The sequence below is a fragment of the Fodinibius sp. genome, assembly GCF_034521915.1.
Taxonomy (GTDB): Bacteria; Bacteroidota; Rhodothermia; order Balneolales; family Balneolaceae; genus Fodinibius.
Window position 1 is genome coordinate 1 of the sequence record NZ_JAXHLU010000011.1, and the last position, 25387, is coordinate 25387.

At 42.2% G+C, this 25387-nt stretch carries 21 protein-coding genes; 7 read left to right on the forward strand and 14 right to left on the reverse strand.

Annotated features, from left to right (window positions below; translation table 11 throughout):
- Positions 1–270 precede the first annotated feature (270 nt).
- Positions 271–822: a transposase gene (locus U5J89_RS07445; protein WP_322574980.1), complete on the forward strand. Its 552-nt coding sequence runs from the start codon at positions 271–273 to the stop codon at positions 820–822.
- 112 nt (positions 823–934) lie between these two features.
- Here U5J89_RS07445 and nei read toward each other — a convergent pair whose 3' ends face one another.
- Positions 935–1759, reverse strand: coding sequence for an endonuclease VIII (gene nei, locus U5J89_RS07450; RefSeq protein ID WP_322574981.1), 825 nt, complete (start codon positions 1757–1759; stop codon positions 935–937).
- A gap of 70 nt (positions 1760–1829) precedes the next feature.
- Here nei and U5J89_RS07455 point away from each other — a divergent pair, with 70 nt between their 5' ends.
- The 3 genes from U5J89_RS07455 to U5J89_RS07465 are packed head-to-tail and all read left to right on the forward strand — an operon-like array spanning position 1830 to position 3434.
- Positions 1830–2228, forward strand: coding sequence for a hypothetical protein (locus U5J89_RS07455; RefSeq protein WP_322574982.1), 399 nt, complete (start codon positions 1830–1832; stop codon positions 2226–2228).
- Positions 2221–2778, forward strand: coding sequence for a hypothetical protein (locus U5J89_RS07460; protein ID WP_322574983.1), 558 nt, complete (start codon positions 2221–2223; stop codon positions 2776–2778). Before U5J89_RS07455 ends, U5J89_RS07460 begins: the two co-directional genes overlap by 8 nt.
- Positions 2709–3434 (forward strand): sialidase family protein, encoded by a 726-nt coding sequence (locus U5J89_RS07465; protein ID WP_322574984.1) that lies wholly within the window; start codon positions 2709–2711, stop codon positions 3432–3434. Before U5J89_RS07460 ends, U5J89_RS07465 begins: the two co-directional genes overlap by 70 nt.
- On the opposite strand, the gene U5J89_RS07470 is transcribed toward U5J89_RS07465, so the two are convergent.
- From U5J89_RS07470 to U5J89_RS07480, 3 genes are read right to left on the reverse strand one after another with little or no spacing between them, the layout of a single operon-like run.
- Positions 3424–4188, reverse strand: coding sequence for a lysophospholipid acyltransferase family protein (locus tag U5J89_RS07470; protein WP_322574985.1), 765 nt, complete (start codon positions 4186–4188; stop codon positions 3424–3426). The two genes, U5J89_RS07465 and U5J89_RS07470, sit on opposite strands and share 11 nt — an antisense overlap.
- A 43-nt stretch (positions 4189–4231) precedes the next feature.
- Positions 4232–4663: a hypothetical protein gene (locus U5J89_RS07475; protein WP_322574986.1), complete on the reverse strand. Its 432-nt coding sequence runs from the start codon at positions 4661–4663 to the stop codon at positions 4232–4234.
- 18 nt (positions 4664–4681) lie between these two features.
- Positions 4682–6307 (reverse strand): DEAD/DEAH box helicase, encoded by a 1626-nt coding sequence (locus U5J89_RS07480; protein WP_322574987.1) that lies wholly within the window; start codon positions 6305–6307, stop codon positions 4682–4684.
- A 179-nt stretch (positions 6308–6486) separates the two neighbouring features.
- On the opposite strand from U5J89_RS07480, the gene U5J89_RS07485 reads away from it, so the two are divergent.
- A complete protein-coding gene (locus U5J89_RS07485; protein WP_322574988.1) occupies positions 6487–7221 on the forward strand; it encodes an FKBP-type peptidyl-prolyl cis-trans isomerase in 735 nt (244 codons plus the stop codon).
- 67 nt (positions 7222–7288) lie between these two features.
- Here U5J89_RS07485 and U5J89_RS07490 read toward each other — a convergent pair whose 3' ends face one another.
- The 5 genes from U5J89_RS07490 to recC form a co-directional block, all read right to left on the reverse strand.
- A complete protein-coding gene (locus tag U5J89_RS07490; RefSeq protein WP_322574989.1) occupies positions 7289–7984 on the reverse strand; it encodes an inorganic pyrophosphatase in 696 nt (231 codons plus the stop codon).
- Positions 7985–8265: 281 nt separating this feature from the next.
- Positions 8266–9687 (reverse strand): exodeoxyribonuclease V subunit alpha, encoded by a 1422-nt coding sequence (gene recD / locus U5J89_RS07495; RefSeq protein WP_322574990.1) that lies wholly within the window; start codon positions 9685–9687, stop codon positions 8266–8268.
- A complete protein-coding gene (locus U5J89_RS07500) occupies positions 9644–10129 on the reverse strand; it encodes a hypothetical protein (protein ID WP_322574991.1) in 486 nt (161 codons plus the stop codon). Before U5J89_RS07500 ends, recD begins: the two co-directional genes overlap by 44 nt.
- A complete protein-coding gene (gene recB / locus U5J89_RS07505) occupies positions 10098–13718 on the reverse strand; it encodes an exodeoxyribonuclease V subunit beta (RefSeq protein WP_322574992.1) in 3621 nt (1206 codons plus the stop codon). The genes U5J89_RS07500 and recB overlap by 32 nt, the downstream gene beginning before the upstream one ends.
- Before the next feature lie 10 nt (positions 13719–13728).
- Positions 13729–16935: an exodeoxyribonuclease V subunit gamma gene (recC, locus tag U5J89_RS07510; RefSeq protein ID WP_322574993.1), complete on the reverse strand. Its 3207-nt coding sequence runs from the start codon at positions 16933–16935 to the stop codon at positions 13729–13731.
- A gap of 428 nt (positions 16936–17363) precedes the next feature.
- Between recC and U5J89_RS07515 the strand changes: the two genes are divergently transcribed.
- Positions 17364–18404 carry a hypothetical protein gene (locus U5J89_RS07515; protein ID WP_322574994.1) on the forward strand — a complete coding sequence of 347 codons (1041 nt, stop codon included), beginning with the start codon at positions 17364–17366 and terminating at the stop codon, positions 18402–18404.
- A gap of 138 nt (positions 18405–18542) precedes the next feature.
- On the opposite strand, the gene U5J89_RS07520 is transcribed toward U5J89_RS07515, so the two are convergent.
- The gene (locus U5J89_RS07520) at positions 18543–19292 is read right to left on the reverse strand and encodes a DUF1499 domain-containing protein (protein WP_322574995.1); all 750 of its coding nucleotides are present in this window, start codon (positions 19290–19292) and stop codon (positions 18543–18545) included.
- Between the two features lie 36 nt (positions 19293–19328).
- Complete coding sequence (locus U5J89_RS07525; protein ID WP_322574996.1) at positions 19329–20228, reverse strand: DMT family transporter; 900 nt, start codon at positions 20226–20228, stop codon at positions 19329–19331.
- 383 nt (positions 20229–20611) lie between these two features.
- Here U5J89_RS07525 and U5J89_RS07530 point away from each other — a divergent pair, with 383 nt between their 5' ends.
- Positions 20612–22597 (forward strand): alpha-ketoacid dehydrogenase subunit alpha/beta, encoded by a 1986-nt coding sequence (locus U5J89_RS07530; RefSeq protein ID WP_322574997.1) that lies wholly within the window; start codon positions 20612–20614, stop codon positions 22595–22597.
- 15 nt (positions 22598–22612) lie between these two features.
- On the opposite strand, the gene U5J89_RS07535 is transcribed toward U5J89_RS07530, so the two are convergent.
- From U5J89_RS07535 to U5J89_RS07545, 3 genes are all read right to left on the reverse strand, one after another.
- Entirely contained in the window at positions 22613–23293 is a 681-nt protein-coding gene (locus U5J89_RS07535; RefSeq protein WP_322574998.1) for a hypothetical protein, read from the reverse strand.
- 16 nt (positions 23294–23309) lie between these two features.
- Positions 23310–23843, reverse strand: a complete 534-nt coding sequence (locus U5J89_RS07540; protein ID WP_322574999.1) for a hypothetical protein — start codon at positions 23841–23843, stop codon at positions 23310–23312.
- Positions 23844–24232: 389 nt separating this feature from the next.
- The gene (locus tag U5J89_RS07545) at positions 24233–25366 is read right to left on the reverse strand and encodes a tRNA-queuosine alpha-mannosyltransferase domain-containing protein (RefSeq protein ID WP_322575000.1); all 1134 of its coding nucleotides are present in this window, start codon (positions 25364–25366) and stop codon (positions 24233–24235) included.
- Positions 25367–25387 lie beyond the last annotated feature (21 nt).

Here is a 25387-nt window from a genome sequence, read left to right on the forward strand (position 1 = left end):
TCCGAAATAAAAAAATATTGTAATGATATAGCCCGCACCCATCCGATCGCTGATCTTGCGGTCGGATGGGTGTTAATGCTTTAAAATCTATTGAATGCAAATAAATCCATCGGATGACAACTTCAGCCATCCGATGGGGATAGTTGTAAGGATTTGCCAACACAACACTCTTACTAAAAAGTGAATTCTTAATAATTAGATGTTTAAATCAACAGTGGACTGATTTATTAATAACACTAACGTTAAAGGTAATCCATAAATAATTAACTCATGAAATTTCATCCCGAAAAATTATATCACGTTTATAATAGAGGTAATAACAGCCAGTTTATTTTTTATTCAAGTGAAAATTATTTCTTCTTTCTTAAAAAGATGAGAATTCTTTTGATTCCAAATGTCAAAATGCTAGCATACTGCTTAATGCCTAATCATTTTCATTGGTTGATATGGGTCAAACCAGTCGAAAAAACTTGTTTAAACAAAAATATCGGTACCCTATTAAGTTCTTACACTCAGGCAATAAATAAAAGATATGGGCGAACAGGCTCGCTGTTTCAACAGAAAACAAAAGCTATTGAATTAGCAAATAGAAACTATGCTCAAACCTGTTTTCATTATATTCATCAAAATCCCATACGTGCTAATCTTGTGAAGAATATGGAAGACTGGCCTTTTTCATCTTATATAGATTACGCAAACCTACGAGATGGATCACTCATTAGTAAAGAGTTCACTCACAAATATTTAGAGATCACTGAGAAACAATTTATACAAGAATCACAACAAGCTATCGATCCACAAAATATTAAGCACATTTACTAAGAACTCCCATCCGAACGCTGGTTTTGCGGTCGGATGGGTGCTAATTATTTGTTAATCCACCGGATGCAAATAAATCCATCGGATGGCAACTTCAGCCATCCGATGGGGATTGTTAATCTTCTAATTGACAATTGGGACAGAAGTAGATTTTCCGTCCGCCAGTTTTTTCTTCTTCAATAATAGAACCGCATTTGTGACAGCGATCATCCGTTCGTTTATAGACGAAGTGTCGATAATCCTTATATGATGCGTTCTCACGCTTCAGCGCTTTTACAATCTTTGGATCATTGGTAATCCCTCCCGTTTCGTACGAGCGCGTTGTAAGTTTATACGCAGCTCTGGCAAGTTCTTCTTGCTGTTTATCAGTGTATTCCCGCAATTTTTTGTGTGGATTTACTTTTGCATAAAACATAATTTCACTGCGAAGATAATTCCCAATTCCGCTCACAAATCCCTGATCCAGCAGCAAAGTCGTCAGCTTTCTATTCTTAAATTCATCAGACTGAAACTGCTTCAAAACATCTTCATATGTGGTTTCCGGATGTAAAACATCAGGCCCCAATTTCTGAATATACGAGTGTTCATCCACCTCCTCCCTGTCGAGCATTTCAATATCAGAGGCCGAATATAAGTAGGCAGACTTTTTACCATTGTGGATAGCTACCCTTAACGAGCGATTGGTATCGGGTTGCTTACCTGAATCGCTAATCATCCATTTTCCATACAACTGGTTGTGGCTGTACATTACTTTGTTATTACTGAAAAAAGTAAGGAGAGCTTTCCCGCGAGCCTCCACATTTTTAACAGATTGTCCTTTAAGCTTTGCTTCGTAATCCTTTAATTCATCAAAGGCAAAATACAGATCCTCTATAGGTCGATCTTTAAGAGCATTTGTTAGGGAATCTGCAGTTCTCCAAATTTCTGGTCCTTCTGGCATAAAAGAGTATTTTTATCTGTTGAAAATTTTATTGTCTTTACAACTTTAAGCTTTAAATCGTTCGTACATTATGGTCAGAACCATGATCGCAATCGCTGCAGGATATTTCTCCATCGCGGCGCTAAACAGTTTTATCCATGTTATCACCTCCATTTATTTCAGGGCAGATATTACGCTTACAGGTGTCAGTCATTTGCCGTCTACCCCATGGATCATCGGCATTACAATTTTACAGTTTGCATTCGGTCTTTTCGGAGGATTGCTTGCCACCACCATCGCTAAAAATGCCACAAAAGTAATATTAGGTTTTATCTTAACAATGGTAGCTGTATCGCTCCTCAACTACGCCGTAATGATGGATAGCGAACCGCTCTGGTACCTGATCACAGCTCCTATATTAACCATTGGCGGCATATATATGGGATACCGTCTCCAAACGCAAGAATCAAAACCAACATCCAATGAATAACAGTAAACTTATTTTCGTTTTAGTACTTGCAGTAATTGTAGTGGGATGTAATTCAACCCCGGAATCTTCTACAGAATTTTCAAATCCAGCAGCAGAAAACAGTGTTTATCCCTACCTGTATAGTACCGGTGACCAGCTATATATGAGCTGGATTACGAACAATGACAATCAAACACATTCCCTCAATTACGCCTCATATTCCAACAACAATTGGTCTTCTACAAAAACCGTCACCACTGATTCAACCTGGTTTGTGAACTGGGCCGACTTCCCTTCTATCATTGCTGATGACAGTGGTCTCGTTGCAGCACATTGGTTAAACAAAAAACCGGGCGGACCATATGCCTATGACGTCAATATTTCAACTGCTGATAGATCGGGCAACTGGAGTAAAGCTTTAGTGCCCCATAACGATGGCACGCCCACCGAACATGGCTTTGTATCAATGGTTCCATGGGATAATCAGACTATTTTAGCTGTGTGGCTAGACGGCCGAAAAACGGATGGTCGGTCACTGCCGAAAAGTATTATAATTTGGATTACGCCATGACGCTGCGAGGAGCACTGATATCAAACAGTGGAGATATTAAGAAGTCATTTCTTATTGATGACTCGGTTTGTGACTGCTGCCCCACATCACTCGCTAAAACAAATAACGGTGCTATAGTTGCCTATCGAAACAGAACTGAAGATGAGATCCGTGATATCTATACCAGTCGTTTTAACGGAGAACAATGGAGTGATCCCAAAGCTGTTTTTAACGATAATTGGAAAATAAACGCCTGTCCCGTAAATGGTCCAAAACTAGCGGCTCAGGATTCAATGGTATCAATCGCTTGGCATACGGGCGCTAATGATAAACATACAGCGAAATATGCTTATTCTGCGGATCAGGGAACAACATTCAGCGAACCGATCATACTAAATGACAGTACTTCATTGGGACGCGTAGATACTGAAATATACAAGGGTATCTCTTACCTAACTTGGATGGAAAAAGGAGAAAGCGACGCAGTACTAAAAATGGCTTCATTCGACAAAGATAAGCAGATTAATCAAACTAAAACCGTTGCAAAACTCAATGAATCCCGGAGAACCGGTTTTCCGCAAATGGAGCGCCTGGGTAATGCCTTGTTTTTTGCATGGACCCATCCTGATAGTACAGGAACAAAGATAATCACTAAGAAAATGACTCTTAATCCTTAATCAAATTATCAATTTTTTCCGGTTTTTGATCCCGCCATTGGGATAGCTGATCTAATATTTCCTGCCTAACCTGATTTGTAAGCTTCCGAATATCAGACTTGTCCATTCCCTCTGTTGAGATCGGATCAAGGATCTTTAGTTTAATATGTTTAGCTACGCCAAACTTCCAGCTGCGTTTCGGCAGTGTATTTTGCGTCCCATCAATCACCATCGGCAAAATGGGTATCTCTTCTCGGATAGCAAGATCAAAAGCACCGGCTTTAAAACGATTAAGATTACCATTCCTCGATCGGGTTCCCTCCGGAAAAAACATTACAGAACAGTTGTGGCCTAGGTAATACCTTGCTTGTTGATAGGTCTGTACCCTACGGTCAGGCGCCTTTCGATCTACGGAAATATCGCCCGCAAGTTTCATCATCCATCCCACCACCGGGGTATCAAAGAGTTCTTTTTTGGCGACCCATTTCATCTCCCAGGGTAAATTTGAGATCAAAGGAATATCGGCCTGTGACAGATGGTTGCAAACCATCACATAAGGCCTGCGATCATCGATATCTTCATATCCGGTAATGGTGATCTGCCAATTGGGATTTATCTTGGAGATGTACTTTCCGAGATTACGAAATAGTTTTCCCGTCCTATATCGAGCCGGATCACGATCAAAAAGACGAACAACAGCCAGCATGGGCAGCCATATCAAAATGAGGATCACGACCCCAAACCAAATTGCAAGTGATTTAACAGTCGATGACATAGAATTTGTTTCTTTCAATAATTACAAATCGTTGTTCAATATCCTATTCTTTAACTGACTGGCTTTCGAGTGCAATACCTTTAGGCAATTGCCATTTCAACAAAGGATTATCAGTCTTCAACTGGTAATGGCCGGAACTGCCGTCAAGCATATAAATCTCTATCCAATTAGCTTGTTCAAGTAACGGCATAGCTACATAAAAGTCGATCTCCGGATTGGCATTGTTCGCGGAAGATAGTTCTATCCTCTCAAAATTAATCTTTTGCAACAGATTGCCATTATCATCAAAAATATGAGCCTGATAGCGGCCCTGTTGCTGGGACTTAACGAAGGCATTATTTCGTACCTGGTAGTCGACAACATGTAAACGACCATTATGCTCACCCAAGGCCAACGACAGCGTTTGGGATGAATATTCCTTATCATCTGAACATCCCAAAAGTAACAGTAGAGGCACAATCGAAAGGAAACGCATTGGCCGCTTCATATCTTTCTAAAACTTTGGAAACAGGCTTTTTATTACCCCCCATATCCCTTTCGCCGGTTTTAGGGATTTTCTATTTCTGGAGACCGCTTTTTCGATAATTTCGGGCTGAAAAATATCCTCTTCTTGTTCTGCTTCCCTGATATGTTTGGGAATACTAATATTCTTACCAGATCGGGCAGAATCATTTTTCTTCGGAGAACTTTTCTTATTCCCGGACTTCCCGTTCTCTGATTTTTTCTGCCTCTGCGATCTATCTTTAGATCTACCCGGACGAGGCTTGCGTTCCTTCTTCTGCTTAGGCTTCTGTTGATCTGCTTTCTCTTTTGGCTCCTCAGCCTCTTTATCCTGTTTGTTAGCCTGAGAATCGCTTTTTTTCTTGTCAGACTCTTTGGCAAACTTACTTTCCTCTCTTGAGACAGGCTTCTTCTTTTCTTTTTTCTCTTCCTGTTGCTCCGATTGTTTTTGGGGTTCTTCTTTGGCAGAACGTTCCTTTTTCTCTCTGCCCGTTTCCTTGGGAGAGGTTTCTTCGGAAATATCCTTAACTGTCAGCTGGTCACCAACCACATTTTTAATCGCATGGTAATACTTTTTGTCTTTATTGCTGACAAATGTAATGGCTGTTCCCTCTTTATCATACCGACCAGTACGACCAATACGGTGAATATAGTCTTCGGGATTGTTGGGCACATCAAAGTTAACAATAAGAGATACATCATCGATATCGATGCCGCGCGATAGCACATCGGTAGCAACCATCACAGGATGCGTCTTGTTTTTAAATAGGCGAAGCGCTTCGTTTCGCTCCTCCTGATCGCGATCTCCGTGCATACTCACCGCATTGACGCCCCGTTTCTTGAGCATCCGCTCCACTTCATCGGTACCGCGCTTGGTAGCACAAAATACGATAGCTGTTTTATACTTATCGGCATCAAAAAGTTGTTCAAATAAAGAGAGTTTCTTATTTGGATCTACAAAATAAATCTGTTGATCAACACTGTCGACCGGCTTCGAAACCTCAAACTCTACCTCAACGGGATCTACCATTACCTGATCAACGACTTTTTGTACTTCCTCTACCATAGTAGCCGAAAACAGCATCGTTTGACGCCCTTTGGGAAGCTGCTCAACAATTTTCATTACATCCGGTAAAAATCCCATGTCGAGCATGCGGTCGGCTTCATCCAAAACCAAATACTTCAGACCACTGAAATCAAGGTTAAGCACATTCATCTGGTCTATCAATCGACCAGGCGTTGCTACAATAATGTCAACTCCCGCACGAATGGCCTTCACTTGTGTCCCGTAGTCACTGCCGCCGGTAACCGTCGCGGAGGTAATTCCGGTATGATATCCCAACGCAAAAATCTGTTCTTCAATCTGTTGCGCAAGCTCACGTGTAGGCGATAATATAAGCGCTTGCGTATCATCAGACTTGTTATTTGTAATTTTCTGCAGCAACGGTATGACGAATGCACCTGTTTTACCTGTTCCCGTCTGTGCTGCCCCAATAACATCTTTGCCGTCTAAAATTAATGGGATACATTCTTCCTGGATGGGTGTGGGTTCGCTGTACCGCAAATCTTTTAACCCCATCATGAGCTCATTGCTCAAATTAAACTTTTCGAAACTCAATATGCTTTCTTTTAATTTCTGATTACGATGATATAATATTCCTATAAATATGAAGCCCTAAGATACGATTTTCTGAGCAATTCACTTAACACAGACCATAATTTTTTAAAAGCTAAAATTTAGATAACTTCGAAACTACTCAGAAATTTAAAAACAAGAATTAACTTTTAAAGATATTTATGAAGTATACAACCTATATATTTTGTTTTCTTTTAGCCGGTAGCCTTTTCTTTACCGGTTGTAATTCCAGTTCTTCTGGCGATATATCTCTCGAAACCGAAGCTGATAGTCTCAGTTACAGTTTAGGCTTTCAAAACGGACAGTTTATGACCGAAAGCGGAATGGGTGAAGAGATTGATCCGGAATTAGTAAAAGCCGGACTAGAGCAAGCGCTTAACAAGAAAGAAGGGTTGCTGTCTGATATGGAAATGAAACAGGCTATCCAGAAGTTTCAGATTGAGGCGCGACAAAAAGCCCAACAGAAAAAAATCGAAGAGGGTCAGGGTAATAAGAAAGAAGGAGAAGAATTTCTGGCTGAAAATAAAGATAAAGAAGGCGTAAAAGTAACCGATAGCGGGCTACAGTACAAAGTGCTCGAAGAAGGTACAGGTGAATCGCCAACCGAAGAAGACAAAGTGCGGGTGGACTATGAAGGCGCTCTCATTGATGGCACGGTATTCGACAGCTCCTACGATAGGGGCCAACCTGCTACCTTTCCCGTAAACCGCGTAATTCCTGGCTGGACAGAAGGACTGCAAATGATGAAAGAAGGAGCAAAATACAAGTTCTTTATACCGGGTGACTTGGCTTACGGACAAAATCCTCCGCCCAGAAGTCAAATTGGAGTAAATGAAACACTCATTTTTGAAGTAGAACTTCTTGAGGTTAATCCCACAGATACTACGGAACAGTAAATAGTATCTGTAAATTTTGTTTTAAAGCCTGACGGGTTATAAACAACTTGTCAGGCTTTTTTATTACTTACTCTAAACCTGTTCCGATAAGCTCAAACAGTTCTTTCTTATCGACATTAAAGCGGTTGTTATAATCATTTACACTTCGGGTAATAACTTCTTTCGCCTCTTTTTGATTGTAGATATGTGTTATTTCTACTTCCCTTTTCTCATCGCTAAACGGACGCTGTTTATACGTCAGAAAATAATGAGAAAGACGTTCCACGATATGCTTTGGGATATCTTGAATGTTTTCCATACTCCCAAAAGTAGCGTCCCCTTTCATAACGGCAATAATCTTATCATCGGCTTCTCCCCCATCAATCATTCGAAAACCCCCAACCGGAATAGCATCAAGTATTAGATTTCCATGCGGAATATTTCGCTCGGTAATCACACAGATATCCAGCGGATCCTGGTCGCCTTCGACGTCATTACGACCCGTTTTTTGCATGCAATATTTTCCTACAAGATCATCACACAATGTCTGGGGGATGAATCCATACGGCATGGGACAAATATTTGAAAAACGCTGCGGACGATCCACTTTAAGATAGCCACTGTCTTTATCCAGCTCATATTTCATGGTATCACCCGGGACAATCTCGATAAATACTTTTACAACATCGGGTTGCTCTTTACCAATTTCGATACCGTGCCAGGGATGCGGTTTAGAGAAAAGCTTCGAAAGTTTTAAGAAACGACGAATTTGAGAACGATTCATAACCAGTAATAGATTGGGTTCAGTACGAAGCCACAAGATATTAAAAAATTATGGGCTAAGAAGGGCAAAAAAATAAACAGGGCCGGGATCAACCGGCCCTGTTTTTGTACGTTGGCTTTTCGGGGTACAAATCAATGGTTACAATAGATAAGTAACCAGGGATCAGTATGTTCATTTATTACTACTCAAAACAATTAACTTTGTTCCAATATTTTTTTCTTAATTCTTGAAATATTATAACGGCCGAATCAATATTTTATTTGGTACAAGCTCAACATTTTTTAAGACCAAAGATAGTCTCTTAAACCCGATGATCGGCTAATTTTCCGTTGTATACCCTTTTTAAGTACCGACCGTTTACCGGCGATAATAACTTTATTGCGTGCCCTCGTAATAGCCGTATACAAAAGCTCCCTGTTCACTACCTTTGAAACTGTTCGCGGTAATACGAGCATCACTTCATCAATCTCAGATCCTTGGCTTTTGTGAACAGTCAGGGCATAGGCCGTATTGTGATTAGGTAACCGGCTGGGCGCTATTCCACGGACTTCTCCCTCATTTTCAAAGTATACTTTCAATTCTCCATTCTGATCGGGCAAACAAACCCCGGTATCCCCGTTGAATAATCCCAGTGTATAATCATTGGTATTGATAATCACGGGTTTACCGGAGTACCATTGATTATATTTGGGGATTAATGAGTGAGCTTGCAGTATTTTTTCTACAACTTTATTTAGATGTAAAATACCCCAAGGCCCCTTCCTATGTGCAGCTAATATCCCAAACTGATTAAGCTTGCTAACGGCTTCGCGCGGAGTATCTGCATCTAAAATATTTTGAAAATAAGTCGGAATTTTTTCATCTAAAAGAGATTCCAATTGCGAACTATCGCCAATATCTTCAAAGGTGATATCATTAATATCAGCTGATTCAAGTAGTGAAATAGTACGACCAGCATCTCCTTTATTAACCTCTTTACTCAACCGGGCGATTCCGCTGTCGGATGAAAACCGATAACTCTTGGTAAGGAGAGTAATATTATTAGTCAGTGGTTTATCCTCGTTGAAAACAAATTTATCTGAAATATCGAACGATAAGGCATTCAGCCAGTCGGCATAATCCCGGGAATACTGATTACCTTCCATATCACAAATATCCCCGAGTACCGAGCCCGCCTCTACTGAGGCCAGCTGATCTTTATCTCCCAACAATATGAGTCGCGCATCCTCGAGTAACGCTTCGACGAGCTTACTCATCAACGCTTGGTCGACCATCGAGGCTTCATCCACAACCACAAGATCATATGGAACAGGATTGTCGGCATTGTGCTTAAATTGTGAACTGTAACGACGGGCTCCCAGCAGCTGATGAAGAGTTTGAGCCTTTTCCGGGATCGCTTCCCGAATTTCATCAGTAACATTAAGTTCCTCTTTAGCACTTACGATTGAATCCTGAAGACGGGCCGCAGCCTTACCTGTTGGAGCAGCTAATGCAACTTGCAGCTTTTTTTCTCTATCTTTGTACTGTTCAAGAACTAATGCCAGCACTCGAACCACAGTCGAGGTTTTACCTGTTCCGGGTCCGCCCGAAATAATGGAGAGATTATTGCGAACCGAGGTTACCGCTGCTACCTGCTGCCAGTCCGGTGTTTCAGATGAATCAGCAAAAAGACGATTCAATCCATCTTGCAATAGCTGATTCATCAACATTATCATCCTGCTGGCGGCTCCGCTTCACCAGCTCTTCAGCCAGAGTGCGTTCATAATGCCATAATTTATGCATGTACAGGCGATCAGAATTATCCAAAATCAGTGGCTTATAATCACCGGGTTTACCAACGGCGGGACAATCCTCCAAGGCCGTAAGCCATGTATCCAAGGCTGGGGCTCTCATTTTTGCCTCCACCTGTTCATTATCGAATAAAGGTTTACCGGCGTATTCATCCAAGGGTAAACACACGTGTCCCTGCTGATACAAATGACTAACCAAGCTGGCGGCCAGCAGAACTTCCGATGAAATTTGGGGATGACGTTCCCTCAGAAAACGACACAGCTCCAGATCTATGGGACGAATAATTTCTTTTTGACGAAGCTCATCCAGCTTTTGCAAGATATTATCCATCGCTCCCTCCCTTGATATATTCATCCAATGCAGTAATTATCTTTTTTTCGGGACGATCAAAGAAAATACCTTCCATGCTCTCTTTATTCATTCCCCGCAGAAAGAGATAGAATGCACCTCCAAAATGTTTGTTATAGGAATAGCCTGATAATCGTTTCTTAAGAAATCGGTGAAGTGCCACCGTATAGATATGATACTGCAGATCATAAGATGCATCTCTCATTTCGTGCTGCAATTCATCTTGACCATAATCACTGATTGCATCTCCCAGGTAATTCGTCTTGTAATCCAGCAGGTAATACTTTCCATTAAACTCAAAGGTCAGATCGATAAATCCTTTTAAAAAACCGGATTCCGCCCTGCCCTTGTTTTCCCAACCCGGAGCAGCTCCATTTCGAATGATAGACAACAGTTCCCGGGTTTCGATTTCATCATTCTGATAATAGAATTCCATTTCTGGAATTTGGCTGTCTTTTACAGCAGATAAACTGAGTTCTTTAATATCTTGGTGGAGTGACTTTTGTAATACCAGGTCGAGCATGTCAGAAACAGTATTTTTCCACTCCAAATCAATCCCGTTCAACTGCAATTGATTGGTGATCACTTCATCTTTTTCTCCCGATTTTGAGAAATAATTTTCAAAAATATTATGAATACAGGTCCCGGGCTGCGGACCTTTGGGAAAGGTAAACATGGTTTTCTCAACAGACTTTTTAGTTGTCTGCTCCTCCATATCACTATAATTCATAAACTGATCATAATCAGGTACATCAGGATCATCTTCATCCATCCAGCTACTGAGAGATGAAAAGCTTGACACTTGGTAACTCGTAGCAAGGGGCAATGATCGCTTAAAATGCTTTGCCTCCGCTTCTTTAGTCTGATGTTCTTTGTCTGTTGCTTTCTGGTAATCAACTTCCTTCCCATCTTTGAGCGTAAATAAATGGGGATGCTCATCACAAAGATTTTCGATGGTTTGGTGGAGTTCATCCCCAGACCAATCTATATCGTTATTTGAACCAAAGCCCACTTTTTCTTTTAGCAGTGCAATAGCCTGCTCGGGATCCTGAAGCAGGTATCCAAAGGGAGAAAATTGGGTCGCTCGGGCAAATTCCCATGATATGTACAGGCAATATTCTGCGCGGGTCATAGCTACATACGCAAGTCGTAAATTCTCAGCCAGTTCTTCCTTTTCTTTATAAAATCGCTTTTCCGACCGATCAGGATCCCGCTTACTATTCAAATCAAGGTAAGTGATATCCGGATTTTCAGGATCATGATACTCCAGCGGGGTGTCTTTATTCTCAATTTTGGGTCCGTGCCACAGAAATGGGCAAAACACGATAGGATATTGTAGCCCTTTACTTTTGTGCATCGTAACAATCTTAACCAGCGCCTCATCACTCTCCAGGCGCATTTGTTCTTCATCGCTCTTATTTTTAGTCGTATCCTGACGCTTGCGAGCCAGCCATTGCAGCAAAGAGCGCGTTCCTTCTTTATGCTTGCGGGATTCCTCCTCCAGCAATTCTCCAAGATGCAGTAAATTTGTGAGCCGCCGTTCGCCATCACTGTATGTAATAACCTGTTCCTGAACATTCAGCTTTGTCAACAGCGAGCGATACATTGCAGAAAATCCCTGCCCATTCCAGATTCGGTGCCATTCGGAAAATTGCTGAAGCATCTCCGGCCAGATATCATTATCCTCCTCTATAGCAAACAGTTGCTCCGCCGAATACCCTGTGAGCGGAAGTGATAACGCTGTTTTAATGAGCATTTCATTTCCCGGCTCAGCAACGGCTTTAAGCAGCTGCTCAAGATGTGCGGCCTCATCACTTTCGAACACACTCTGCTCGCTATGGCGTACGCTTTTAATCCCATATGCTTGCAGGGCATTACTCATCAGGTTGGCTTGTTTATGCGTACGGACCAGTACCGCTATATCTTTGGCATGAACGTTATTCTCCCCTATTACGATATCTCCATGCCTTCCGCCCTCAATCAATCGATTAATTTCCTTGGCCGTATCGTCTGCCACCCGCTTTCGGGCATCTCCCTTGCCTGACAAACCCTGTCCCAACTCAGACAGGCGACGAAACCGGATAGGAGGACGTTCTTTCCCAAACTCGGTTAGTTTTAAATAATCATCTTCATTTTTGCCCCATGTTACCTCTTTATATTGGATATCTTCTCCCACGGCAAAGGGATCATCATGACGCCCCCAGAAAGCATTCAATCCACGAAGCAATTGTGGGGTCGACCGGAAGTTGCGATTCAACTTGTACCGATTTTCCTCCGGAGCATCCCGTCGGGCCTTGATATAGGAATAAACATCCGCCCCGCGAAAACCATAAATTGACTGTTTAGGATCGCCTATCATGAACAATACGCCATCCGAATCCTTGTACACCGTTCGAAAAATATCATACTGGTTGGGATCGGTATCCTGGAATTCATCCACCAGCGAAATGGGATATTTTTGGCGCAGTTTAGAAGCCAATCGCGGTCCCCGCTTCTCATCCATAAGGGCATTACGAAGCCGAAGTAATAAGTCATCATACGAAAGCACCTGCTTCTCTTCTTTTTTCTGAATGAGCTCCTTTCGTAAAAAGTTCAACAGTTCTTTTTTAAATATGATATCAAAACCCTGAAGTGATTGAGTAATCTCCCAATATTCATCAGCAAGTTTGAAAAACTTGTGTTGCGGTGGATTAATACCCTTTTTGACCGCATCTTTCTTAAGGCTATCATCAATATAACTTTGAATAAACCGTTCGAATTTGTCAAAAACATTAATGGTCGCAGTGTCCAAATGGAAGATTTCATCCATTTGGGCGAACCATCCTGAAAGCCAGTCCGACCTGTAATTGCTCATCTCATCTCTGCTAAGCAAATCTAAAAGTTGTGAGCGCTCATCTTTCCAAATAGTTTGCATCTCATTATGTAGCGTTTTTAACCGCCGTAGTCGAGATTCTAAGCCTTCAATATCCGCGTTTTCAGGTAACACTTTTAAGTAAGGCTTGCCGATAACATTTTTCAGCTCGCTGGCCAGCGAATTGGGATGTATGCCCCTATCGTTCAGTAACTTCAGCAATGGCTGCTTTTGAGGATTGGCGGAAACCTCTGCCACCCAACTGCGCCAGTAGTCATCCACCGCCTCCTGCACCAGTTCCTTGTCGTCGCCAATCATTTCGGCATCGTACATCGCCCGGCTCTCAAAGGCCTGTTCCTGCAGCGCCTGGTAACAAAATCCGTGGATAGTATAAACAGAAGCCTCATCAAACATGCGAACGGCATTTTCCAATTTTGCCACTGCTTTTTGGGGGTGTTCGATCTCATCCAGCAAATCTTCCAGAAAGTCATCGGACTTATTATCAACCTTGCCCAACTTTAAAACCTCAATCGACTCCCGAATACGACTAAGCAACCGGTCTTTAAGCTCTTTGGTAGCAGCTTCGGTATAGGTCACAACCAGTATTTTTCCCACCGTTATATCCTGCTCAATAAGCGCCCGTATATACAGCGAGGTAATGTTATATGTTTTACCCGTCCCGGCGCTGGCCTCCACCAGGTTAATGCCCGCCAAATCAATATCAAAGGGTTGTAATAGTTTCATTTCTTTCATCTTACTCCTCCTGACTTAAAACCTTAAAAAACGGAGCCCATACCTTTTCAGCAGTCTCTACAAATGTTTGGTCAAACGGATCTTTACCCTGTGTTACTAATTTATAATAAGCATCATCCTTTTCGGCCCTTGCACCATCCCAGTTCGGATCCCACTCCTTTTCGGCACTGCTTATCCCTTCTTTAATATCTTTTTTCTGTTTGTAAACCGTTTCCCCGAATGCATATGAGGACTTGCAAAACAACCTGATTGGCTTTACCAATCCCTGGCTGTATAGTTCCAAAAGATCTGTCAGAATCTTTTGAGCCTCGTCATAAGCGGGCAGACTCAACTCCTCAAAAGAACCGTCATCCCAGCTATAATATTTACTTTGACCGGGATGCCCATCAGGTTTCGTCAGCTGAAAAAGTATGTGCCGAATCCAAAATGATGTACGATATTTTGCTTTTGCTTTTCCAAAGCGGTAATCCATCTGTGCACCCTGATAGATATTCTCCAACTTCCCCAAAATTCTAAATCCATTGATCTCAATATCAACATCAATATCATCAAGGGGTTGATCCTGCAGCCGGAGCTGTATTTCCTCCCCAAATGCACGCACCTCCATGGATTTTTGCTGATATTCCTGCTCCCCACTCCAACCCTCGGGCAATAAATCACGCGATTGCATTACTTTGTAATACTCTTCAAGCGACTGCTCTTTTAGAAATCGATCCAGTAGCTCCTGTTTAAGCTGGTATCCCGAAAGATTATCCAGCTCAAAAGGCTCCCGCTCATCCGTCAGTATATCCTCATCCCTTAAGTAAATACCCAGTCGATTTCGCAACAAATACTTGGCCGGATGTTGAAAGAAAGAGATTAGATCTGATACCGAAAGCTGATTCCACTCCTCTTCTGGTTCCGGCAATGGATTTTCGAAAAAGTCAGTATCATTTTTGTCAGAAGATTCCAATCGCTTCGCAATCTTCTTGCGGATTTGGGAATAGCTAAAGTATTCATTCTTTTTAAAATAGGCCGGACTAAATGACTGTAAACGATGCTTTGTAATAAAATTATCTGCTTTTAAGCTATAATATTCTTCCAGGTAATCAATAAATTCTCTAAGTACTACCGAGGGAGGAAAATCGGTATCTTGACGATTACTTTGTCCCACATAACTGAAATAAATATGACTACGGGCTGAGAGTAAATTTTCCAGAAACAAGTACCGATCCTGTTCCGACTGGACCGGATCCCCGATCTGCGTATCAAGATGCATCAGATCAAATTCTATGGGGATTTTAGACCGTGGGAAAGCCCCTTCATTCATCCCAATCATTCCAATAACATTAAACGGTATACTTCGCATCGGCATCAGCGAACTGAAGGTAACCCCGCGACCAATACGTCCACCGCCGGTAGACTGCTGCTGTAACTGCTCTCCGAGCCATCGACGTACCACCGAAAACGGAATGTCATGATTGTATCCCGCCAGCGCTGCATAGTCTGTCAACTTATTGATCTCTTCCCTAATAGTGGATAGTTCCCAAAAATAATCTCGATTATCCGGGATAAAAGTATTGACGATCTGTTTCAATACTTCTTTCCACTCTCCAGGTGTTCGAGGTGTATCTGTACGATTGGAAATAATAAAAAGCTGATTGAGAAAAAATGATATTTTCCCAGCCAAATTTGCATCATCAGATGTTTCTATCTCATTATAGGCATAAATACCCTCATAGAGCTGATCATCCGACGAACGCATGGCGTATCCCAGCAAAATACGTCGTAGCCCCGCACGCCACGTAAAATGATCACTCTCGGGCAGATCCAGATCCTTTTTGTCCTTTCCATCTATACCCCAGCGAATTTGATTATCTCCCACCCACTGCTCAAGGCGGTTCAATTCATCTTCAGTAAAATTAAATGCCTCCCGTATTGGACTGCTATCCAGCAGGTCAAGTACATCGGTGACTTTAAAACGGCTCACGCTTAGCTCCATAATTTTTAAGAACGTATCAGCAGCAGGTTGTTTTCCTCCTACACCACGGTCTGCAATAGCGTATGGGATCTCCGGCTGACCTTCATCCGGAGTGGCAAATACAGCCTCAATAAAGGGCGCATAGGTTTCGATATCTGGCGTCATGATTAAAATTTCATCGGGATTCAGCTCTGTATTTTCATCCAGCAGTGCCAGCAGCTGATCGTAAAGCACTTCCACCTCACGCATGGGGCTATGACAGTTATGGACCTGTATGGATTGATCTGCAGGCGGAACTGCTAATTTATGCCCCGATAAAAAGTCATCATTTCTTAAATCGGACTGAACGGCCGTAAATAATGATTGTTCAGATACAGTTGACTCACCAACAGGTTTAACATCCGTATTTGAATAATTTGTAAATAGCGACATAAATTTTGCTCCCTCCTGGCCCATTGACTGCAGTAGGGGATTTTTGAACTGTCCTGTTTCTTTGATAGTCGGATCAACGGAGAGATGATAAAAATAGACATCGGTCAGTTTTGAGAGTTTAGTCATTGTTTTGATAAAAGCCGGAGAGACCGACGAAACGCCAAATACCGTAATGCGATTGGGAAGCTCATCTGTTGGCAAGCTCGCTCCATCAATTGCTTGCCAAAGTCGCTGCTGTAATTCGGCTCGATGAAGATAGTCGCCTTCGTAATGTTTTTCCCAATACGAAATAAGCCTTCTCCATAATGTAGCCTGCCATTTTTCGGCCTCTACACTGTGAGTTGTTAGCTTTCTTTGCTCCCATTCCAATATCATTTGCGGACGGTAAATCAGGTACTGATCAAAGACGTCAGCAATTTTGGACGCCAGCTTCCAGCTGCGCATCGAACGCTGATCAGGGTCTTCCTCATCGATGTAATGCCGTAAATTATCAAATTCATCCAGGAACTGCTCATCCTTAAAAAGCTCCATCAGTGTCCACGTCATGGGACCGCGATCAGACGGCAAAGTTTGCGGAATATCATCATCCAGCATTCGGATAAGACTCCAGATACGCTCGGAGGGAAATTCAAATTTCAGGTTGGCAGCTATGCCCTCTTTTTCGGCCATACGCAGCGATAACCACTGACCGATGCCATGATTTTGTACCACAAATACTTCTTCCGCCAGCGGATTGGAGGGCGGATTTTCATCCAGCTCCCGGAACAGTTGGTCAGCCAGTTTTTCCAGTTCGGTACCGTAATAAAATTTGAGCATTATTCCTCGCTTGATCGGGTATCTGCCATGGTTTCAAGTGATAGCAAAAACCGAAAAAACCACACAAAAGTAAACCCCAAAAGCCCACCCATACATTTAAAAATTCTGGAAATATTATTTTAAAACGAACTAATATTATATACTTGAATAAATAAAAATTGCGAGCATAGTATTTATTTATCAAACTTTATATCACTAAACAGATAACATTTCATATACAACTCGGTACTTCGATAATCAGAGTTTTGTTGTTGTCTTAATAGCTTAACAACAGATAAATTGACCATCTTCCTTTATTGGGTTTAAATATCTGAATAAGACAATATGAAAAGATCAAGAGGTAATTTGCCAATTTGATTATTTGATAAGGAAAAAATTTACTAATATCTAAAAACAGCTAAAATTAAGGGATAATTAAAGGGGGAGTTATGCATTTATCGACATTTTTTAAAAACTCAATAATATTTACGCTCACATTAGTACTATCTTTTATAGGTTTATTAACAGCCTGTAACGATACGGGGAGTTCTAATAAAAATATTGTAGAAGTAACTGCTGTTCACGAGGCTGAGGACAATAAACATCTATTTAAGATGAATACTCATAAAATCCCCTCCGGATGGACGACATTTGAATTCAACAATGCTTCAGGATTCGACCATTTCTTTTTGATATGGCAAGTTCCGATGGAAGGAATTGAGGCTGCTGAAACGGCCGATCAAACACTCCTTGACTATTGGTTCCAGAGTATTACCGAGCCATTCCAAATGGAGTTTAATCCATACATAGAAGATGAGATTGACTTTGACACTTTCACAAATAACCTGGTGGCATCCATTTCGGACAAGGCACCCTGGTTTTTTGATCCCGGTGCAAAAACTATGGGAGGCCCGGGCTTTACTGCAGCAGGGATGAAATCTAAAACTACGGTCCATTTGGAACCGGGTGAATATATTGTTGAATGTTATGTAAAAAATGAAGACGAGATATTCCATTCTTATATCGGCATGCTTGAACATCTACAGGTTACTGAAGAAGAATCAGGTATCAAAGAACCTAATCCCACCAGCACTCTTACAATTTCATCTACCGAAGGGATACAGTTTGACGAGCAGCTAAATGAAGGAAAGCATATTTTCGAGATTCATTTTAAGGATCAGCAGTCTTATGCCCACCTTCAAGGCCACAATGTACAATTGGTAAAATTAAGTAATAATGAAGATATGGAGCTGTTGGATAGCCTCTCAACCTGGATGGATTGGAGGCAAGCCGGTAGCCTTGTTAACCGGGCCCCTAAAGGAGCAGAATTTTGGGGTGGCACTATGGAAATGACCGAAGGTAGCACCGCTTATTTTCATGTGAACCTCCTGCCGGGCGATTATGCTTGGATTGCTGAAGTTCCTGATCCCGCCGAGCACAATATGTTGAAAACTTTTACCATTGCAGAGGAAGGAGATTCCAGCAATTAAAGCCGATATTTTACAATTTAATAACTGCTTTGATTGTTCATCTTGAGTCGTTATTTCCTCCAGCATATCCGAGTTACAACTGTCACTTTGTATCAGAACTCGGAATTGAATTAAATTATAAGTAAGAGCAATTTTATGCTATTGATCTCGTACCGCATCGAGGTAATCGCGGATACGATGAGCATTTACCCCTATATCACCGCGACCAATACGTGAAACTGAACGGACATCAATTTTACTCTGATTAGCAGTTTCGGCGGTATCCACGCGAATAACGACATCATCAATAAAACCAAACCAAGGCAACTTGTCGTAAGCTTCGATGAGTCCGGCCTCACGGTCCTGCGTCACAATCTCCTCCCACGGCATCTGCTTAGCCGCGGCAAGAGCACGGTCAAAGGCTTGGTCATATCCAACTTCTAAATAGAGCGTTTCTACATTGGGATAAGCTTCCCTTTGCATTTCTGCTTTGTCTTGATCCCCATAGGTAGTATCATTGGGCGCATCAGCACGCAGAGGAACAATTGCCCTAAATGACGGGGGATTTTCAATATCGGTGCTAATATCATGAATTGGCGGATATTTCTGAGCTTCGGTGAACCAGTATCCAATGGTCCCCATCACACCGATACTAAGAACGAGTCCCAATGCTACAAGTCCGATTCCACCCATCTGGGGTTCATTTCTGCGAGCAAATCCAAAAACAACGGCCAGCGAAAATCCGATGAGTGCCAGCACTCCGCTACCCGGAAGCAGCCATGTAAAGGCGGTGCCCAATCCCCACCAGTTCCACTGATATCCATATCCTGCAAGTACTATTACTACGACTGCTATGATTCCAAATACTGCACTTGACACCGCCCATTTCGAAGTTTTCTGCTGATCCATAGTCATATTAATTAGTTAATATTTAACATACTGATTTTAATTACGCACACCGCCTATTCGCTTAAACTGTACCAATACAACGGCTGATAATATGAAAAGCATTCCAATAATTTGAAAAATGGTAAGAATCTCATTGAAGAGCCATACGCCTATCAAAGTTGCTACAAGCGGCTCAACCGTAGCTGCAATAGATGCCCGTCCACTTTCAACCATCGATAATCCCATGGTATATAAAAAGTACGCCAGCGCTGTCGGAAAAAAGCCAAGTCCCAAAATATTTAGCCAAACCGTTTGTGATTGTAGTTGCTGAGGTGAAATAGTGAATCCGCTGGTTGGCAGCATCACAATAGAGGCAAAAATAAAGGTATAGCTAATAACAGTTAGGGGATGATATTTTTTAAGCGCATACTTGCCAAAAATACTGTAAAGAGCATAACCGAATCCCGATCCCAAGCCTACCAAAACCCCATACAGCGAAATGCGATCAGCATTTATGGGAAAAACTTTTATGACGAGTACGCAACCAAATAATGTTAGCACGAGGGCTCCAATCTTACGCGACGTCATCGGTTCCCCGAAGAAAATCCGGGATAACACCACCACGAAAGCAGGTCCGGTGTAGAGTAAAATTACAGCGACAGATAGTGATACTTCTTCGATAGCCGTAAAATACGCCCAGCTAAAAAAGACCGTGCTGAAAATACCCGTCCCGATGAAACTCATTGAATCCATCCAATCAATTTTTAATAGCTTAACATCTATGGCAGCTACGAAAGCCACTAACATTATTGATGCACTGATGACCCGAACCGTAACAATTTGAAGAGCTGAAAACCCCTGCTGCGATAGATTATCAACAAAAATACCAATAATACCCCAGAGCGAAGCCCCAAGAAATACATAAATATAGGCCAACCGATTGTTTGATTGAGACAATATCTTACCTGAGACCTTCGCAAAACCGAACTGTCATCGCGAATGTAATGCGGCGATCTCCTTTTAGAAGCTTTGATCGGGAGATTGCCTGCCTATGCCGAAGCTTTTTTACACAAGTGCCATATACAGAAAGGCTCCGCGCAGGCAGGCTTCTCAGGCTCGCAATGACAAGCTAAATTTATTGGGTTTTGCAAAGGTCTCTTACCTGTTAATAATCTTACTTAGTTCGTCGGATAATACACAGACTTACTGGAATATTCCAACACTTACTTCAAAAATGAATCTTTCCGTGCCGCCTAATTATTTGTTGCAATTATAAAGAAACTGCTGCATGTTTGGCTTTATAAATTAGGTATTTTAAAAATTTATTTTAGTACTTTCAGATGATTCGACCGCAAACCGATTTATCCCAGAAGCAGGCGATATCACTTTATAAAAATCTACTTCTTCCCCGTCGCATTGAGGAGCGAATGCTTAAACTGCTTCGCCAAAACAAAATCAGTAAGTGGTTTTCCGGCATGGGACAGGAAGCCATTGCGGTTGGCGTCACCTCTGCCCTCTCCGATGACGATTATCTGCTGCCCATGCACCGAAATATTAGCCTTTTTACCACCCGAGGCGTGGATCTTTATACACTCTTTTGTCAACTTTTAGGCAAGGCCGACGGCTTTACCGGTGGACGTGATCGCTCGTTTCACTTTGGCGTGCCCGAAAAACGCATTGTGGGAATGATCTCTCACTTGGCTGCCACCATGCCCGTTGCTGATGGATTGGCCCTTGCCTCGAAATTGCGTAATGAAGGTTATGTTGCCGCCAGCTTTTGCGGAGATGGAGCCACCAGCGAAGGTGAATTTCACGAGGCGCTCAATCTGGCCGCCGTCTGGGAGTTGCCGGTGATTTTTGTGATTGAAAACAACGGCTATGGTCTATCCACACCTACCCACGAGCAGTACGCTTGTGACGATCTCGTTGATCGCGCCCAGGGTTACGGTATGCGAGGCGTAAAAATTGACGGGAACGATATTTTTGCTGTGATGGATGCGGTCTCCGAAGCTAAAGAACATGCCCTGCAGGGCGAACCGACACTTATCGAGGCCAAAACCTTTCGCATGCGAGGACATGAGGAGGCGTCCGGCACCTTTTACGTTCCCGACGAGAAGTTTGAAAAATGGGATGAATACGACCCCATCGACCGGATGGCTGAGTGGCTTAAAAGTGAGCAGATTGTTTCGGGAGAAGATGAATTAGATGAAATTCAAGAAGAAGTGGATAATTCTTTTCTTCCGGAATTGGATCGTGCCCTTGAAGCTGAAGACCCCATTTTTGATCGAGAGACCGAAGAAAATCGCTTGTTTACCCCGACCAAATTGCCCAAGAAGAGTACCAAGAATGATTCTTCTTCAGAAAAAAGATTTGTTGATGCTATTCAATTCTCGCTTAAACAGGCATTTGAAGAAGATGAAGACTATCTCATCATGGGACAAGATATTGCCGAATATGGCGGGGTGTTCAAGATTACCGAAGGATTTGTTGAGCAGTTTGGCAAAGATCGTATTCGGAACACGCCCATTATTGAGGCCGGAGCATTAGGCGCTGCACTTGGATTGGCACTTGAGGGATTTAAACCCGTGGTAGAAATGCAGTTTGCCGATTTTATTTCCTGCGGGTTCAACCAGATCATTAACAATATTTCCAAGGGACAGTATCGCTGGATGCCTCCCATTAATATCACCATCCGTGCTCCCCATGGTGCCGGCGTTGGCGCAGGTCCGTTTCACTCACAGTCTCCCGAAGGATGGTTTATGCAGCATCCGGGACTCAAAATTGTGGTACCATCAACGGTAGAAGATGCCCAGAACTTGTTGTACAGCGCATTATATGATCCGAACCCCGTCCTATTTTTCGAGCATAAAAAACTCTATCGCAGTATTCGTGATACTACTCCCGATCACTGTACCCCAGAAGAACTTGGGAAAGCAAAAGTGATCCGTAAAGGGACCGATGCCTCCATCATCACCTATGGAATGGGCGTTCACTGGGCGCAAAATATTGCTGAGGAATACTCCTCACGAGGGACAGAACTTGAAATTATAGATCTTCGCTGTCTGGCTCCGCTGGATATGGAAACTGTTAAACAATCAGTAGCAAAAACCAACAAAGTACTTTTGCTGCAGGAGCCTTCGACCACACTCGGACCCATGAGCGAGCTTTCATCTCAGATTACTGAAGAATGTTTCGAAGATCTCGATGCCCCGGTCATGCGCTGCTCATCGCTGGATATGCCTGTGCCTTTTAGTCCCGAACTGGAAAAGCACTACCTGGCCGATGATCGCCTGAAAGGAACACTGGAGAAGCTACTAAAATACTAATCTGACCTTTTGCTCTCAGTCAGAAATTCGCCGGAGAACCTGTTCTGCTTTTTTCTTCTTTTCATACGGTCCTAAGGAGAAACGACCTTCAGAAATACCCGTTTGTATCGTCGGTAATCCCGAAGCTAACATTTCCTCTTGATAGGTCACTGCCAAAAAGTTGCCAATATTTTTACTGGTCACTACTGCAAACTCCGGATGATACTCTTTTTTCAGAAGCACATTGATACGATATCGACGTTCTCCAACGTCATCTTTATATATTTCCATCTGATCGATCATATTCGGCTGAACCTCATAAAACAGCGTATCACGGTCTTTCATAGATGCAGTTTGTTCATTTCTATTCTTTATACTCTCTAAGCGAGTTTTTACCCGCATCCATTTGTCCTCTTTAAATTTTGGATTATCTATTGATGTCAATCTCTGCTCGATAGATTCAATAAGTTCATCTACCTTTTCCTGTTTATCTTGCATTGCATAATACTGGGCAAGAGACATCTGTGCCGTAGCTCCCACCTCATTATTATACTGTTTGGCTACCTGTTTAAGATAGGTAATAATGTCATTTGCCTTTTCTTTGGATACTTCTTCTCGTTCTATCAAATGATATAGCCGTTCTACCTGCCTTGATGCGAACCAATTTTTATACGAACCGTAACCGATATCCTGAAACTCCTCAATCAAATATTTCATCTGGGAAATAGCTTCCTCATGATTCGTCTTTTAGAGTCAGCACAGCTAATCGCCCGGTATAAGCGTCAACAAGATCCGCTTTATACTTTGGTTGATCTTTGAAAATAGAAATAGCCGCATCCACATGGTTTTCAGCCTTATCTAATTGCTCCTTCTCTCCTGTTTTTTCATAGAGCCTCAGGTAGGTACTGCTTAAAATAGTATGCACAAAGTATTCCAACTCCTCGTCATTGCGAACGCTATCAGTATCAAGCAAGGTATTTAATTGCTCTATACTTTCTTCAGTTTCTTCTGCTGTAGCATCCGGATTAGTGATCTCCCTGAAAGATAAATTTTCCTCATCCAGCATTGTCGTCACTTTATCCCGATCTATCTGGGCACCGGGTGCTTCTATGATAGGTTCTCCCTGTACCTCATCCATATTTGTAGTATCTATCTCAGCATGTTGTGTTGACTGCTTATCGGTTTTTGATGACTTATTTTCACAGGAAATAGTAAACACAACCAATAACAAGCTTGAGATAAATAATAATGTCTTAAATCGTAGCATAACTCTCCTTAAATTTAGTTTTTTATTACGTTAGAAGACTTAAAACAGTAATACTTACCTACACATATTTGATAAGTATTAACCATCCTTTACTAATCAACCATCTCAAATCTAAAAAAACGATTACCATACAAAGAACAGGGTAAATGCAATTAAAAAAATAGCTAAAACGTCCGCCACGGTTGATACTTTTCATTCCGCTGCAGAACTACAGAATAATGTACGGTGTGAATTAACAAGATGAGATATTAGCAAACACATCTGCCATCGGTGCTCTGTCCGGAGGCAATAGGCAGAGTAAAACAGTTGCTATATAATAATTATCGCGGGAATTAATTCCCGCGATGGTAATAGCGTAAAAAAGTATCTCGAAAAAGCTATCTACTATTTTACGACAAGGCCGAAGATATTTCCATATCCAGGCACTCCTCAAACATAGCGTCGAACTCGTCGATACGCTTGGACCAATCGAGGTGCTTGTTGATCTTTTGCAATGAGGCTTTGGGAAGCGGTTTTGACTCTTTAGTTAATAGATCTTTGAGATAGTGAAATAGATCATCTTCAGTATCATACAACACAGGAGCGTGCAAAAGCGGTTTATGCAGGCTCTCCGGAATCAACTCAGGATAATGCAAGCGGTTGGGCACCAAGGGATGACATCCACAATAAATGGCTTCCATGATGGCCACGCAGAAAAACTCGTACGTTGCCGTTGAAACCACGATATCCCCGCTGTGAAGCAATCGACTATAGTTTTCACGATCCTCAACATAACCAAAATGAGTAATATGGCGCCCGTATCGCTCCCATGCTTTCTCAAACTCTTCGGGTTTTTCATGCTGTGTATCGCCCGCCAGAATAAGGTCAAAGGTTAGATCAATATCATTTAAGCGATTGAGCACCCGGAAAAACATGGCGGGATTACGATCGAACTGCCAGCGCTGATTCCAGACAATAACAGGGTTCTCATTTTCTTTGCGCTGGTCGGGCTGGGCATCAAAGCGTTTCAAATCGAGTCCGGGATATAATACCATGCTCTTTTCCGCAATCTTATCGACCGGGTAATAATACTTGTCGTCGGGATAATTCTCTAAAAATTCAGGCAGCGCATTCAGGAAATCATTGCGATGGAATTCAGATGAAAAAATAAGTCGATCCGCGGAAAGCATGCTTAAATAGTTGAGGTAGCTGTAGGTTAGATCGCGCTCCTCTCCCTCGGGCATTGGCTGGGTAAACTGATTCTCATGCATGTACATCACTTTGGGTACTTCAGCAAAACGAGGATTAGTCAGTGATAAAAAAGCCGGCAGGTTCGTCATGCTACTTACCAACAGCAGATCAATATCTTCTTCAACTTCCTGGGTCATTCCCGCCAGCACTACCGAATTGCCGTGCATGCGCCACTTTCGTCCCTTGTAACTAAGATTTATCGGGATAATATTGTGCTGGGAGAACTTTTCCAGTCCCCTTAAAAAAGCTTTATGCGAACCGCTAAAAAACGGCTCCACAGCTAAAATATTCATAATCAGTTTTAAACTTTAAAA